Genomic DNA, 14,958 nt, shown 5'->3' with positions numbered 1-14,958 from the left:
ATTCTTTTTACCAAAATATGTTATAATAAACCTATCACACTCTCTTATAAAGGAAGTGACCACAATGGAAACACAAGCCCCTTCACCAAAAACGTATGGCTTCATCAGCTGGCTCTCCCTCATCATCGGTGTAATATCCTTCTTCCTTGTGTTCGTTACCCCGAAACGAATAGCCAATACCGGTTCTGCCATCGGGGATTCCATCACCCTCGGCCTGATGGTCATCGGGAGTATCATCTCGATTGTTGGACTCCTCAAAAAAAACGGAGAAAAAGGTTCTCTCCGTCATCGGTTTATTACTTTCCCTTTTCTTTATCTTTTACTGGTTCCTGATCATCGTCCTCTTGGTCACCGGGCAGATTCCTTTTGCACCTTAAGAATCACTGCGTCAGATTTTCCATCTCAACCACTTTTCCGTCAGCCCGCTCGACCGTATAGCGGACAGAAGGATTTTGAGGGTAGGACGCATTGCCGTTATATTCCGTGATTTCAACACGATCACCGTGGCTCACAAACTTGGTGAAACTCCCCCCCGCTCCGCTGATATTGCTGAAATGCAGAAGCATGGTATCACCTGAGGTGCCTTCCTCCACCACTTCCCATAGATCACGCACATAATTCTCCCAGAAAATATTTTTGGAAATCTCGTTTGCTTTGTTCTTATGAACCAATTCCCACAGGTCCACGGCTTCGTCCATACTATCCCAGGCAGCGCCGTCCCTCTGGAATTCGATCACCTGGCCATCAGGCACTGTGCCATCTGTAAAGTACTGATCGAACGAATCGTCCTCTAACGTCAGGGCTTCCAAGGAATCTCCCTCACCTTTCAACAGCAAAGCAGTCATATTGTTATCATCACGTATAATCTTCACCACCGTATAGCCATGGCGATCCTTATACTTCTCAACCTTATACACATAGTCGTACTTTTCGTTCACCGCGAGCTCGCCATTGTTAAAGAACCACTTACTCTTCACTCCATCGTCCTTCCCCTTTGCCACCCAGGAACCGGAGATGTCGAGGGTCGCTTCTTCTACTCCATCAGAAGTGGCTTCCTCGTCTTCACTTTTTTCCTCCTGTTCAGCCGTCGCACTCTCTTCCGATGTGGCCTCATCATCCTCCCTCTCAACAGGTTCCGACTCTTTCTCCTCCTGCACTTCATCCTGCTTCATTTCCTGCTTATCATCCTCAGTCTGAACCTTTTCTTCCTTTCCGCAACCTGCCACCACCATGGCAGCAAGGATGGCGAATATTATCCAACTGTATTTTTTCATTGTTATTTACACCCTTTACGCTCTCATTTTTGGAAGGAATATTCCACCCATCACTATTCGACAACTTTTTCAAATAATCCTTTTTTAGGAAACTTCCCTTTTTGATATTCCTCTACGGCAATTAGTTTTAATGGAGGTTGATAGCTGACACGTAGCCATTTAGATTATGTTCAAGCTGCTTCGTTTCCGTTTCATTGAATATACGATTACGCATTTGATTACTGCGTTCATTGTTTTTGTTTCATTATAAAGAGGTTTAACTTTCTAGAAATAGAAAGAACCCGAATAACAGGGCACTTTTTTAATAAGTGTCCGTTATTCGGGATACGGTTCATAATAGAAGTCTCTTCTTAATTTTTGCTATTTCCCTTACCCAACATGGTAAAAAAATCACTATCATGATTCTTCACACATTCAGCACATAATGATGCAGCCGATGTTCTCTCTTAAAACCTGCCCTCTTATATAAGTTAATAGCTTGGGAGTTTTGCTCATTCACACAAATAGATATTTCCTCTATCCCTAAGTCCTCAAACATGAAACCCAGGGCATGCTTAACCAACCTAGTCCCGATGCCTCTTTTACGATTATCAGTTGAAACAGCAATAAATTCAATGTTTCCTTCTTCATAATCTGGATTACCTTCTACATAAATGTATCCTAAAAGGGTATCCCCTGATGGAATGACAAACACTTTATTATTATCGTTAACCTTATAAATAATTTCTTCACTTGTATAATATGTATCCGGGAATGATTCATTATGTAGCTTATCAAATGCTTGATGCCACTTTGGACTTAGTTCCTCGACTACCACATCATGTTCGTCGGTATAATCATATTTCTTGGCTTTAAGAATTAAATGGCTTCCCGTAACCTTACCTCCGAGAGACTCAATGAAGCCTTGCCCAATTAGATTTAGATCGTTGTAAAATCCATGATAGGTCTGAACCATTTTTCCTAAATTTGAAGATATCTCCTCCCAAAGCAATGCCGTTAATGGTTCCGGATTTTCACTATTCACAAAAGGACCCCATAGCTCTGCAGAATGATTATCTAAGTCGACGTCAGCTCCCAGGACACCAAGGATACCTTCGTCTTCATCGTCGTAGCTAACCGCCAAACAATCCTCTAAATTCAGGTCAGAGAAATCATGTTGCAATGTGTCCAAGATTTCATCAGATTTTTCACCACAATAGCCGATGTGGTGTTTACTCATTGCGTTCAAACTCGCTATAAACCTGGATATCTGTTCCAAATTCAGCGTATCAAGTCGTGACATGTTCCCGTCCTCCTAATAATGGCCAAACAGACCTTTCCTTTTGGCTATTTGCTCACATTTTTTAAAACATAATAAACCAATGATAAAATATAAAAATGAATTAATAATGAGGAAGATAAGATCACCAATAGGAATGTCAGTGATTGCAATACCCCGGATTGCAATCTCCCTGATCAATTGTAGACCTAACATGAACGGACCAAATTTCAATATCGGAACAACAGTTATAGGGACAAAGGTAAGCCCCATGATAACGAATTGAAAAAGCTGTAGAATGTAATCAACCTGTTTTAAAATCATCGTTATCCCTGCAATAGCATAGCCCAACCCAAAGACTCCGAATAGCGTGATTCCAAGGATGGGTAGGATTGATAGTAAGTCCATATTCAGCCACTGTTGAGACGTAAACATGGCTGCAAACAATAGAAGAGTTATGGTGACAATATTGATTAGAAGGGTACTAATCATTCTGGAGAGCAAAACATACCAGAGTTTGTAGGGGGTCATATAGAGTTGTTCTAACGTACCCTGCCCAGCTTCATTTGAAATCTCCCATCCGATCCCCTGAGTAATGGACAAAATTAAAAACCAAAACACATAGTTTAGAATGACCATTTGAATATTGTAATCAATGGTCTGTTGGTCTCCTACCAATGTTATTCCGAGAAAAAAACCTAAAAATATGATATAGAATATAACAAGCTCACTGATTGTATTCGGCAGATACCGAAACATTTGTATGCCTTCTCTTCTGAGATTAGAGATGAATATATTATATAGTTGCATATTGCCGTTCTCCCTTGACCAACGTGAGAAAGACTTGTTCAAAGTTGATCTGGTGCTTATCAATTGATTCAATAAACACATGGAAACCTTTTAGCATTTCTACAATCTGATAGAAATCCTTCTTTTCCAAAATCGTGAACTCCAAGGTATGATTTCCTTCTATAAAGCCACTTCTCATTGTCGGATACCGTTGGCGTAATTTCTCATTCTGTTCCTCTTTCAAGGGACGATCAACAATGAACTGATATGATATAGCTTGAAATAATCTTAATAGATTTTCAACAGAATCATCCGTCACTACTTCACCTTTGTTGATGATGATTACACGATCACATAAGCGCTCAATTAGATTCATGTCATGAGAACTTATCAGGATTGTTTTTTTCTCTGTCTTTACGATTTCTTTCAAAAAGTTGCGAATCTCATTATTCGCCTCGACATCCAATCCAAGAGTCGGTTCATCCAATAGCAGAACCTCAGTTTGACTCATTAATGCTATGATAATAGCCACCTTTTGTTGCATACCTCTTGAGAGGTTTTTTACTAACTCATTCTTTTTTTCTAATAATGAGAACTTTTTTAGGAAGTTATTCATTTCAATTGAAATGGACTTCCTTGAGATTCCTCGGTTACCCAAAAAGTACTCGATGTTCTCCTTTACCGTCAACCTCCAATAAAGATTCCGATTCCCTTCGAGGACGGAACTGATATATTTCAAGGCTCTTTTATCTTGATGATTAACCGCTAAGTTGCGGATGGTGACCTGACCAGCATCCGGCTCTATCAAACCGCATAAGCTTTTAATTAATGTTGTTTTGCCTGCTCCATTTGAACCCAAAAGGCCAACTACTTCTCCTTGATTAATACAAAATGATACATTCTTCAGAACATCTACTCGATTCTTTTTTGAAAGATACGACTTTGAAAGATCCTTGACTTCAATCATGACGAAGCCTCCATTACTCCTTAATGTCTACTAGGTTCACTGGCTTGATCGTAGGGTAATCCTTTCTCAGGCTGTGAAAACTCTTATATAAGGATAATTTTTTGAATAATTTGGTGATTGCGTCCTTCGATGGACCATCCCTGAATCCCATGGCCACTTTGAAAAGCCCTTTACCTTCACTCACATTTGGAATAATTACTTCAAACCGGTGTGATCTGAATCCGAAACTGGATCCTATCGAGAATGTAAGACCTTTTGACTCAGCTTCATGAAGAACTACTCCTAATAGAAATCCATGATTTTCAAGAGTATCTTCTTTCAAATGAAATACGACAAAAGGAGATACCGCCCACGGAAAAGTGGAATTTATAGAAGGATGTGCCACCTTTTTAAATATCCCATTCGATTCGATGGAATGAGCAAGCTCCCTATTATGCTTAAACACCCCACTACAATAGGAATTTAAATGATGCTTGTTTAGAAAATAAGGTTGATCAAGGAGGGCTATTTCTTCTAACCCTAAGCCTGTTCCAAGAATCGTCCTTACTTTTCTAATATATTGACCAAACTCCTTAGCTTCGGGAAGGTTCCCCCGTTTTGTCGTGTAAATACTTAGTAATCCTGCATTGGAGTATTCAAACCCTTGTTGATCCAGTTTTAGACAGGAGTGAATTTGAACAATAATGAGATTAGGGACTTGACTGCAAAATTCTAGTATTCCACTCATATCAAGGGTATCACCAATCAACGTCGTGTCCATTACAAGAACGCTAATCTTATCTGGATGAAGAGCTTTTAGTTGAGATAGAAACGTTTCCAAATTCAATACCTCAAGATCCCAGTTATATCGAACTGGCTCTATGAAGAAGATGTCCCCTATAGTTATATAGGACTCTAGTTCTTCCTGACTTTTACAAGGATAATAGTGAACTGAATCCCTACTGTATAAATCCATCATGACCCGCGTTTCAAAATAATCACTCCAAGAGAGAATAGTTAAGGGCTTATCGATAGAAGGCTTAAACATCCCCAAGTAACTCTGCATGAAAGTTGAAATACTCGCCATACCACTGGAGAACATTACATGATCACTATTCCACAGGTCATGTTGAGACCGGTATTGGCCGCTTCTTTCTTCAAGAAGATTGGCCTGAATATTCCTTTCATAGCTAAAGTCAATTTTATTATTAGAGGGTAAAATTTTCATCGTATTTAATGGTGGGGACTTCAAGTGAAAATTGCTGTACGACTGTGCATACTCTATCCAAATTCTTCTTAATTCCATTGAGCGTTCCTCTATCTCCCTTTCAGCTTTCAGACTCCATCGCCCTTCCGCTCTCATTAAATGCATATCGTCCAACCACCTGCTCAAGCGGTTTGGATGAGGATGTTCCTGTATACTAAAAGATTCATACACTTTCAATAATTGCTCTATTTCATTGGTAAGGGAGCGTCTGGATTTTAGAGTGGTTTGCATAATCGTCTCCTGTCTTATAGATTTCGTCATCCACTAGAATAAATTCCATTGGGACTGGAAAACCATGCATATTTCTTGCCATGCTAGTGACATATGCACCTGCTGGTGCTAATAGGACCCGATCACCTGTTTCCAGACGAGGATTTATACTGGACTGTATAAAGATATCTTTTTCATAGCAAGTATTTCCATACAATGTATGAATCTCTTCTTCAACATTTTGGGTATAAGCCTTAACCAAAACCGGATATGACCAGTACATTAGATTCCATGCCGAAGCATCAAGCGTAACGTTCCTGCTGTCATTGCCCCAATCTGATGACCTTACACTCGAAAGCAGATACCCACACATTGCCATCAACAACATCCCGGGCTCAACCATCAATTTTATTGAACGTCCTAGAGTACACTGTATATCCTCCATATAAGTCGCAACCATTTTCCATACGTTCTTAGCTTCATCCTGGTCAGAATATAAATAAGTCAAGCCCCCGCCTAAGTTAATACTTTCTATCGAAGGATAGATTTTAACCAGTTTAGCGATTGATTTCATAACCTGCTCCATGACATGGACATTCCTCATCTCACCGAGGTGAATATGAATCTGCTTAACTTCTATTTGATGTTTGATCAAATAGGATTTTATAGAAGGTTCGAACAGATTTATTCCAAATCGACTACCCTCCCCAAACGTCGTTTCTCCTTCCTCTTCTGAAAGGAGAAGGGGAAACTTAACCCTTAAACCAACCTCCTCTAAAGAGCCCAATTCTATCCTGGCTAGTTCTAGTTGTGAGAGGCTATTAAAATCTGGAAATATCCCCGCTTCCCTTAACATCTTAATCTCATCGGCTGAGAAAGAGGGAGATGTTGCATGGATAATCTCAAATCCTGCTTTCTTCACCGCTTGCAACTCCTCAATAGATGCTACATCAACACCAAGTCCCATGTCTGCCAGTAATCGGAGGATTGTCGGGTTCCGATTGGCTTTGACCGAATACAGGAGAGTTGCTTCAGGTATGACCCGAATATCGTTAAGTAGGGATTGTATGACGTGCTTTATAGCTGCGACGTCATAGATAATGGAAGGTGTAGGAAGATTTATGTCTTCATTAAGTAAGAGACTTGGAATACGAGGTGCAATGCTCATCTAATCTCTCCATAACATTCGAAAGTAGGTTGATCAGTAAACCTGACGCTAACACACCATCAACTTCAGAATCCCCCGGAAGGAGTTCTACCATATCTAATCCAATGATACGGGCTGATTTTGTGATTGTTTTGAGAACTTCATTCATCTCTTCATATGTAAACCCTCCAGGAAGAGGCGTACCCGTAGCTGACAAAACAGTCGGGTCCATTGCATCAACATCAATGGTCAGATAATAAGGAATTTCACTATTTAAACGATCTTCCATTTCGGAAAGCAATAGGAGAATGGACTTGCCAGGATACTGCTTCACTTTCGCATGAGGGAGGTATCCCTCCACAAGTTGTCGAATACCGATTTGCACAATATCTACAACTCTTTCGTCTTCAATTAAAAGATCCATAAAGTTTCCATGGTGAGTCGTTTCTCTCCAATCTTCCACTTGGTTTAATCCAAAATCTGAATGGGCATCAAGCTGGATAATTCCAATTTTATGATAAGTTCGTGCTGCCCCCTTCACACAAGGTAACGTAATGGAATGGTCACCCCCAATTGTTGTCGGGAGTATGTTTTTTTTAGTCAAGCGATAGATTGTTTCTTCTAGTGAATCAAATTGAGTTCCATTTCTGGAAAATACAACAGAAGAGATATCCCCAATATCTGTCATCCTAATGTTTTGCAGAATCTGTTTTCCTTTGACAGGGTCATATGCCCCTTTTAACGTATCGGAATCATATTGAAAAACGGAACCACTTACCTTCCTAAGATAACTTGGTGCAAATCGAGCTCCTGGTCGATAAGTAACATTCAAATCATATGGCATACCTAAAAAAGCGATGTTTGTTCCTTCACCCATTAAACATTCTTTAAGTGATATAATGGGGGTCCTAAACATCCCGATTTGCAGATTTGGTTTATTTGTTTTCCCTGCTCCAGAAACAGGTTCAATTAATTTTTGGGAGAGGAAAGACGCTACGATATCCTCAAAAAACTGCTCGTTAACATTATAGGACGTAGCTATAGACCGATAGGCCGCTTCCTTCGTGGCAGGAATGGCAAACGCCTTTAGGAAATCAATCATATGGGCTTCCAGCTTTAACTCCCATCCCTCCTTTGGATCCCAAAGAGTTAAGGAAGACTGTTCATCGAATAGTACTAACGAGTCCTTTATTTTATATAGCTCTTTCATTGCAGTACCCCCACCTGTTTTAAATCATCATCATTTAAGAGGTATTCCTTTGGTAATGGTAGGCGATTGAAGCGTCGAGAATTAGTCATCGTATATGCTCCGGAAGCTGTGAACAATATCTTTTCACCGATGTGTGGGTCATCTAGATCAAAATACGTCAACTGGCCATTCCCTTGCTTCCCAAAAAAATCACCTTCATAGAGCGTATTACCAGCAATAAGAGCTTTATTCTCCTGAATTCTTTTATCATTGTTATCTCCTAGAATCATGACTTCGGGCTTATGCCAAGGAGCCAAGTTCCATGCAGATGCATCAACTGTCACGATTCTTGAGTTGAAATGGGAATGAAATTCGTTCGCTACAATAGTTGATACTAGGTAACCGCATCCAGCAAGAAGAGCTCCCCCTGGTTCGAATCTTGTCATTAGGGTACGCTTGTTTTTTCTCACCCACTCTTTTATTTTTCCATTTACCATCGTCAGTGACTTCCTTGCCTTTTCTCTACTTATATAAAAATGGAAAAGCCCTCCACCGAAGTCGATTGTATGGACATCCTCAAAAACTTCCGCAATTGCAAGTAAGTAATCTGCTTTAAATAGTAGGGACTCCGGAGTCATCTGACCTGTATGTACATGTAAACGTGTAACTGAAAGATTGTATTTCTCGAGTATTTCATTTAGTCCCGGCTGTAAAATGTCAATTCCAAATCTACTGTCATTTCCAAAAGTGGCGTTCGATTCGAGTTCTGGAGGGAGAGGGATCCTGATACGCAATCCAATCTCTGTTCCGGGATACAAGCTTCCATAACTCTTCACTTGTGATTGAGAATCAAGATCTAGCACTACGTCTTCGTCATGAAAAAAGCCCATATCTTTCTCACTGTATGCTGGATTTGTAGTTGTAATTTCTGAAAATCCTGCCTTTTTTGCTAATTCATATTCCCCTATACTAGCCACATCACACCCCAACCCCCACTCTGCATAAAGGCGAAGCAACTCTGGGGTGTGGATAGCCTTAACCGCTAGATTTAATTTAGCGTTAGATAATAGACTGAAGTCTTCCTGCATGCGATTGACTACATCCTTCATACCAACCTGATCATATATGATAGCTGGTGTGCCAATGGATCTTGATAATGTAAAAAGGCTTTTAGGCGGCTGAGAATATAAAGGCTCAATCGCATTTCTACCGTTTATCACCATAATATGGCCTCCCCGTTACATAAAATTTACCTCATAGACCCTGTTGAATAAGTATTTTTTATTTTTTTTTCAAGGCAATAGTATTAGGGTAGACGTTAACTCAAACGTGGTCTAGAACCACCAAGAAGTGTTAAATCAAGATTAATGCCGTTTCCACCTTTTTTCTCAAACGATGGGGTTGTACCATTTTCAATATCGATATTCTCATTTATTTTTAGCGCACTCAATTTTTGTTCTAATTCTTTCATACTCATCACAATCTCTCCTCTTCTATTTTTCAACAGGGTCTATCAAGTAAATTTAATTTTCTTACTCTTTTGACAACTTTATCAGACATAATCATCCTAAATCAATCTAAAAAATGGACAAAATCCTATTTATGTAAAAATTAGTAATATATACTCAAAATTCAAATAGACCATTTTTACCGAAACAAGAGACTTTTTATCTAGTGAGAAATAAAGTAATGCATCAAAGGATATAATATTAAAATTCAATAAAAAAGCTGTTATCCAGTTAAGGACAACAGCTCCACGTCCCCCTAAGGGAAGGTTTTAGCTTGAGTTGATGTTTGATGCTTAATGCTTTTCAACTACTATGAAGCACGTACTATCCGGCAGCTCCTCGACCCCCGCCTCATCCCGCACCGTCACCTTGGGAGCGAGGAACTCCTCATACCCGTCCTGGAGATAATGCTTGAACGCAACGATTTTCGCCTCATCTCCCAAGGCTTCCTTGATGGCCCCCTTGAACTCGGATGGCGTGTAGTAGCCGAATTGCTCCTGCACTTCATGGGGATAGGCTTCTTCGCCCCACGTATACGTGTAGAGGAATTCCATGGCATCATTGACCGGGAGCTTGATCCTTCCGTCTTGGAGGAATTCGTAATCCAGCTTCCTCCCCTTGAAATCATGGGCGTACCGCTTGAAGAATGCGTGCCCGTTTTCGTCCTTGAATTCGATTGTGCGGTAAGCATCCTTCGGCTCCGTCATGATCCCGTCCCTGATGATGATCCGGCCGCCTTCGCCGAGCACTTCGAACGAACTTCTCAGCGCCTGGATGATCACGTCATGATTGAACTTCTTCCCCTCGTACGGGATATACGAGAACATTTCATGGAGGATCGAGGAGAAGACGATGGTGTCGACGGACCCCGGCTCGTAATGGGCCCTCAGCTCGAGGGCATCGGCCTGTTGCACGGTCCATCGCTTGTTCTCTCGGTTTTTCCTCCTCGTCAGTTCTTCGATGACGTTGGTGGAGACGTCGATTCCGACCACATTGGCTTCCGGGTGATCATCCGACAACACATCAAGCATGACACCACCACCCGCGCCGATGTCGAGCATCAGCGTTCCCGTGGCAAAGTCTGAAATAATGCGCTTATGATCCTGCCCGCTATTCATGTCGGACAGATAGGTGTGTTCGTTCTGCAGGCGATCGAAGGCATCCTTCCTGAAGCCGAAGAAATCATACAGGAGGATCGTCGCCCGCTCATAGTGAGGGGACTTTTCTGCTTCCTGACAGAATTCGATCAGCTTCTCCCCTGCTGCCGAATATCGGAATCGGACCCCGATGATCTGACCCAAGAGGTCCATGGGCTCAGCCTCTAGCTCCACATGCTCATTGACCGGCTTCTCCCCATGAAGGAGATCTTCAAGGGAGAATTCTTTGAGATACGATTCTATGATCCTCTTTTTATACAGATTGATGGTTTTCCGGCCTTTGTAATCATAGTAGATGTCTTTCATGAACGCCTCGAAGCTCACATGCTGTACGGAGAGGGGATTCACCTTTTGATAGATCAAGAGGAAGATCTTCAGGAACTCTTCCAATGTAAATTCCTTCAGGGCGGATTCGACGTACCACAGATCGGTCTTCTTGAAGAAGCTTTCCACATACCCGTTCAACCTGGCATCCGCCATATATCGGTCATACTCACGGTCGACATTCTCGCCATTTTCAATCGAAGACCGGCGAAGTCGCTCAATCCTTGCTTTCAGCGTCATTTCCACTGAACGTTCTCCGTCGATCAGGAAAGAAACAATCTGATCTGCTTCGTCCTTCACCACTTCCCAAATCTCATTCGACACTCCCTGGATGATGCACTGATTGAGTTTCTTCAGGACCACTTCCATATCCACACCGATTCCATTGTGCTCATCCATCCACTGAATGAGGGGGTGCAGCTGCTTGTAGCGCACCTCTCCTCGGATAAATTGACCGATCAGCCCATGGGTCAGGATCAGGGTGTAGAGGAGCTCCTCCCGCTCCAGATCCCGCAGGTGAAGAGGAAGACTCATCTGCTCCGCCGCATAAATCTGTGCTGATCCTATATTGTGGATATCGAGCTGGAAGCCCTTCTTCCCCCAGACGTTCCGCTGATGCTTCGTACCGCCCTTGGCCACTTCCGACCACACCAGCACTTCCTCGATGATTCCCTTCTCCTTCTCCGGCAGATCCATTTCATTCAGCACGAGCAAGGTACGTTCCACATAAGGAAGGACTGGGTTCACCGGCATCCTCTCAAGGGAGGTGATCTGCTCCAGATTGATGTGCTGCTCTCTCGTCAGGTAAAGGTACTGCAGCCACCTATGCTCCCTCAGGACAGTCCGGTCCCCCGACCTCGCTTTGTCGATAAGCTCCAATGATTTCATGATGGATCCTCCCTTTCGCTACCGTTCTTCATATGGAAAATTGTATCATAATTCATCCAGATGAAATGCCGCCGGCTCTCTGAAAAAACAAAAAAACCGAGGCGTCCTCCACCTCAGCTTGTACGTGGGACGGGATCCCACAACCTCTCTACCTCAATCAGCTCTTCCCCGTCAAAGGTCAGTTTGTAAATATCAGGCTTCGATGTCCCCAGCAGGAAGTCCAGTCCAACCCTCTCGTCGAAGTGCTGCATCATGAGCGTCATCACTGCCCCGTGGGTACCGACGGCGATTTTGCCGCCCTGATGAAGGAGCAATAGCTCTCTGATAATTTCAACGGCCCGCACCTGACAACCGGCATTCGATTCTGCACCAGGCAGGGAGTAATGAGGATTCTTGAACGACTTCTCAAGAAGGGGATACAGCTCCGCATCAGCCATCCGGTTCACCCCGGAAGAAAACATCCTTTCTTTCAATTCCTCATAGAGCAGTACGTCCTTTCCAGACAGGGTAGCCAGCTCCTTGATCGTCAGGACGGCCCGCTTATACGGACTGGAGACGAATACATCGATCCCCTCGTCCTTCAGGAGCTCCGTCACCCGTTCGGCGTCTGCCTGTCCTTTTTCGCTCAGCCCCCTGAGGCGTTCGACTTCTCCCGTCTTCGGGGAATCGCCATGTCTGATCAAATAGATGATGGTATTCATCGTGCACCTCGGATTCTCTTTAGTTGTATTACGGCAACCACGCAATGATGGACCAAAAAAGTCCTGCTATCCCCATGGAGAGCCCCAACCCACTCATCAAACCCGTTGCACTCCTAAGGGCATTGGTACTGGTTCTCCACCGTTTGAGCTGAGTCCACCCATCCAGCACCATGGGCACCTGCAGGACAAACCCGATGTAGATGGGCAGGGGGTAAATCAGGAAAAGGGGGAGAAACAGCATGCCGATCAGGATGAACAGGCATCTGGAACAGATCGGCATGGCTTCCCCTCCGATATGAAAACATCGCTCTTCCCTCCGATGACAGGGCACCGTGCGGAAGAACCCGTAGAGCGTGGATTTAAGGTGTGCAGTCAAATCCACAGCAATCGCCTCCACCCACATGCTTCCCTACTCCCCTTGGTACCGGCACACAGTCACCAAGATACGCACAATCCACGCAGTCCCAATAAGTAGAATCCTTTTTGGATGTTCTCTTAGAGTTTGAGTGATAACGCCGGACCGTCGCCCCCAGGATGATGATGGAGAATACCCCGAATATCGCACAGTACACCCATTCCCCTTGGTAGCCTGTATATCCGGTTAAAAGAGAGAATAATAGAAAGGACGAAATCAATACAAAATACATGCTATCACCCTCATCAAGGTCCTTTCCCTGAAGTTTTCTATGATATGAGATTTACTATTTTCCATGAGTGATCTTACCATTTTTATAGCACCCATCCCCCTACTCAATGTATGTAACGCTCATCAATCTCTCCAAAATACGATCTTCGCTTCTCCAATCCAGGTACCTTCTTCTGTTCCCGCTCGCTCAGCTTATAGGATTCCTGATCAATATAAGCAAGCCACTCTTCCTCAAGCTCTGCCGCGTCCTTCCCATAGACCTCTTTCATCTGCTGTAGCGAGTCTTTTTCATTAAAGACCTTCTCGAACTCTTCCATTCCGAACTCATCGATGAGATATGAAACAAAGGAAGCCGACTCGATATAGGAGATCCACTGCAGGGACCGAGATGCTCCCCCACTTTCCAAGGAGGGTTGAAACAGCATCCGGCTCATGGACGTTCCGCAAAGTTTCGTCAGGGGAATCATCATCCCTTCTTCTTTCACCACATTCATAATCGCGTGGGGGGAAACGTCATAATTCGGATACACGGGGTCACCGTATTCCGTTTGAAGATGGATGGCAAGCCCCTCAAGTGCCCAGTAACCCCGGTCATCCTGCTCTTCCTTACCCCACAGAAGCGCATGGGAGAGCTCATGGACCGTCAGGAAATGGCCCTGATCCTTGAACAGTACCACCTCGTCCCGTGTAGAGAATGAGATATCTTTTTTATTGTGAAATTCTAAGGAAATCGGCGAGGCAGGATTGTAGTCCCCCTTCACTTCCCCCATGATCGCTTCATAGGCATGGGTCACCTCGTCTTTGATGGAACTCCGGCTGGCAGTCGAATGGTTCTCTACGGCAAACTCCACCTGTCCGACCCGGAAGGTGAACCGATCTTCTTTAAAATAGAACCAATAGATCATCAGTCCAGCGATGAGAACGATAAGAACACTAGCTGTGATCATCACTGTCTTCTTGCTAGTAATTTCCCATCACCTGCCCGGCCAACTCCATTCTCAACCACTCCACAGGTGCCTTCTTCACAAAGTGCTTCTCTACAAACGCGAGCACCACATCATTCCCGGGCAGCGTCGCCCGCTCCATAGCATCGTGGAAACGGAGCCACTCATACTCACTATGCTCCCTGTTCAGCATCACGTCCTGATCGTCCTCCACAAACCCGACGAACACCGGCGCCATGTAAATGTCATTCGTTGCAGGGGAGTAGAACTGATCGAATGTGTTCCCTGTATACAACGTCCGGATGTCGATCCCCGTCTCTTCCCAGATTTCGCGCTTGGCCGCCTGCCATGCCTTTTCACCCGGCTCGATTCCGCCGCCGATGTAGCACCACGCTCCATTCAAGGTCCGGGATGCCCGCTTCAGAAGGAGCACGCGATCCTCTCCATCCACTTTCTTTACTAAAACAGCCGCAATCCCGCTGCGGCGTATAGGAAGTTCCGTTGTTTCACTCATTATCTACTGCACATCCTTACTATTATGTTGTCCGGGAGGGTGAGGGTCATCAATTCTTCCCGCACGTACTTCCTGCCAATCAGGAAACAGATGAAACTTCCAATCAAACAGACTAGGAGTAGAACACTCACACTTCTGTTCTCCCAGAAAGCCAAAAAAGCCCATTCAAGCAGACCCCAGGAGACGATGATGGATA

16 protein-coding genes are annotated in these 14,958 nt (G+C 43.6%); all 16 read right to left on the bottom strand.

Going from position 1 to position 14,958, the window contains the following annotated elements:
- Nucleotides 1–82: 82 nt before the first annotated feature.
- The gene (locus K6T23_RS03855) at nt 83–289 is read right to left on the bottom strand and encodes a hypothetical protein (protein ID WP_187427175.1); all 207 of its coding nucleotides are present in this window, start codon (nt 287–289) and stop codon (nt 83–85) included.
- Nucleotides 290–380: 91 nt separating this feature from the next.
- On the bottom strand, nt 381–1,274 hold the full coding sequence (locus K6T23_RS03850) for a hypothetical protein (protein WP_148796954.1): 894 nt from the start codon (nt 1,272–1,274) through the stop codon (nt 381–383).
- A 406-nt stretch (nt 1,275–1,680) separates the two neighbouring features.
- On the bottom strand, nt 1,681–2,556 hold the full coding sequence (locus tag K6T23_RS03845; protein ID WP_063191029.1) for a GNAT family N-acetyltransferase: 876 nt from the start codon (nt 2,554–2,556) through the stop codon (nt 1,681–1,683).
- A 12-nt stretch (nt 2,557–2,568) separates the two neighbouring features.
- Entirely contained in the window at nt 2,569–3,291 is a 723-nt protein-coding gene (locus K6T23_RS03840) for a YhgE/Pip domain-containing protein (protein ID WP_231888704.1), read from the bottom strand.
- Between the two features lie 37 nt (nt 3,292–3,328).
- Nucleotides 3,329–4,288 (bottom strand): ABC transporter ATP-binding protein, encoded by a 960-nt coding sequence (locus tag K6T23_RS03835; protein WP_063191031.1) that lies wholly within the window; start codon nt 4,286–4,288, stop codon nt 3,329–3,331.
- A 13-nt stretch (nt 4,289–4,301) separates the two neighbouring features.
- Nucleotides 4,302–5,639: a hypothetical protein gene (locus K6T23_RS03830; protein ID WP_063191032.1), complete on the bottom strand. Its 1,338-nt coding sequence runs from the start codon at nt 5,637–5,639 to the stop codon at nt 4,302–4,304.
- An 85-nt stretch (nt 5,640–5,724) separates the two neighbouring features.
- Nucleotides 5,725–6,912: a diaminopimelate decarboxylase family protein gene (locus K6T23_RS03825; RefSeq protein WP_063191033.1), complete on the bottom strand. Its 1,188-nt coding sequence runs from the start codon at nt 6,910–6,912 to the stop codon at nt 5,725–5,727.
- Nucleotides 6,875–8,101, bottom strand: a complete 1,227-nt coding sequence (locus tag K6T23_RS03820; protein WP_063191034.1) for an arginase family protein — start codon at nt 8,099–8,101, stop codon at nt 6,875–6,877. The genes K6T23_RS03825 and K6T23_RS03820 overlap by 38 nt, the downstream gene beginning before the upstream one ends.
- Complete coding sequence (locus K6T23_RS03815; protein WP_063191035.1) at nt 8,098–9,303, bottom strand: diaminopimelate decarboxylase family protein; 1,206 nt, start codon at nt 9,301–9,303, stop codon at nt 8,098–8,100. The genes K6T23_RS03820 and K6T23_RS03815 overlap by 4 nt, the downstream gene beginning before the upstream one ends.
- Nucleotides 9,304–9,398: 95 nt before the next feature.
- On the bottom strand, nt 9,399–9,557 hold the full coding sequence (locus K6T23_RS03810) for a hypothetical protein (protein ID WP_156489301.1): 159 nt from the start codon (nt 9,555–9,557) through the stop codon (nt 9,399–9,401).
- 324 nt (nt 9,558–9,881) lie between these two features.
- The gene (locus tag K6T23_RS03805; protein ID WP_238283614.1) at nt 9,882–11,957 is read right to left on the bottom strand and encodes a class I SAM-dependent methyltransferase; all 2,076 of its coding nucleotides are present in this window, start codon (nt 11,955–11,957) and stop codon (nt 9,882–9,884) included.
- Between the two features lie 113 nt (nt 11,958–12,070).
- On the bottom strand, nt 12,071–12,658 hold the full coding sequence (locus tag K6T23_RS03800) for a histidine phosphatase family protein (protein WP_063191037.1): 588 nt from the start codon (nt 12,656–12,658) through the stop codon (nt 12,071–12,073).
- Between the two features lie 28 nt (nt 12,659–12,686).
- The gene (locus K6T23_RS03795) at nt 12,687–13,040 is read right to left on the bottom strand and encodes a DUF2085 domain-containing protein (RefSeq protein ID WP_231888705.1); all 354 of its coding nucleotides are present in this window, start codon (nt 13,038–13,040) and stop codon (nt 12,687–12,689) included.
- Nucleotides 13,018–13,305 (bottom strand): hypothetical protein, encoded by a 288-nt coding sequence (locus K6T23_RS03790; protein ID WP_197470330.1) that lies wholly within the window; start codon nt 13,303–13,305, stop codon nt 13,018–13,020. Before K6T23_RS03790 ends, K6T23_RS03795 begins: the two co-directional genes overlap by 23 nt.
- Before the next feature lie 103 nt (nt 13,306–13,408).
- Nucleotides 13,409–14,251, bottom strand: a complete 843-nt coding sequence (locus K6T23_RS03785; protein WP_238283613.1) for a gluzincin family metallopeptidase — start codon at nt 14,249–14,251, stop codon at nt 13,409–13,411.
- Between the two features lie 13 nt (nt 14,252–14,264).
- A complete protein-coding gene (locus tag K6T23_RS03780) occupies nt 14,265–14,762 on the bottom strand; it encodes an NUDIX hydrolase (RefSeq protein WP_238283612.1) in 498 nt (165 codons plus the stop codon).
- Between the last annotated feature and the right edge of the window lie 196 nt (nt 14,763–14,958).

Origin of the sequence: Rossellomorea marisflavi (assembly GCF_022170785.1) — a bacterium.
GTDB classification, from domain to species: domain Bacteria; phylum Bacillota; class Bacilli; order Bacillales; family Bacillaceae_B; genus Rossellomorea; species Rossellomorea marisflavi_B.
This window is presented reverse-complemented; position numbering and strand designations above follow the sequence as displayed.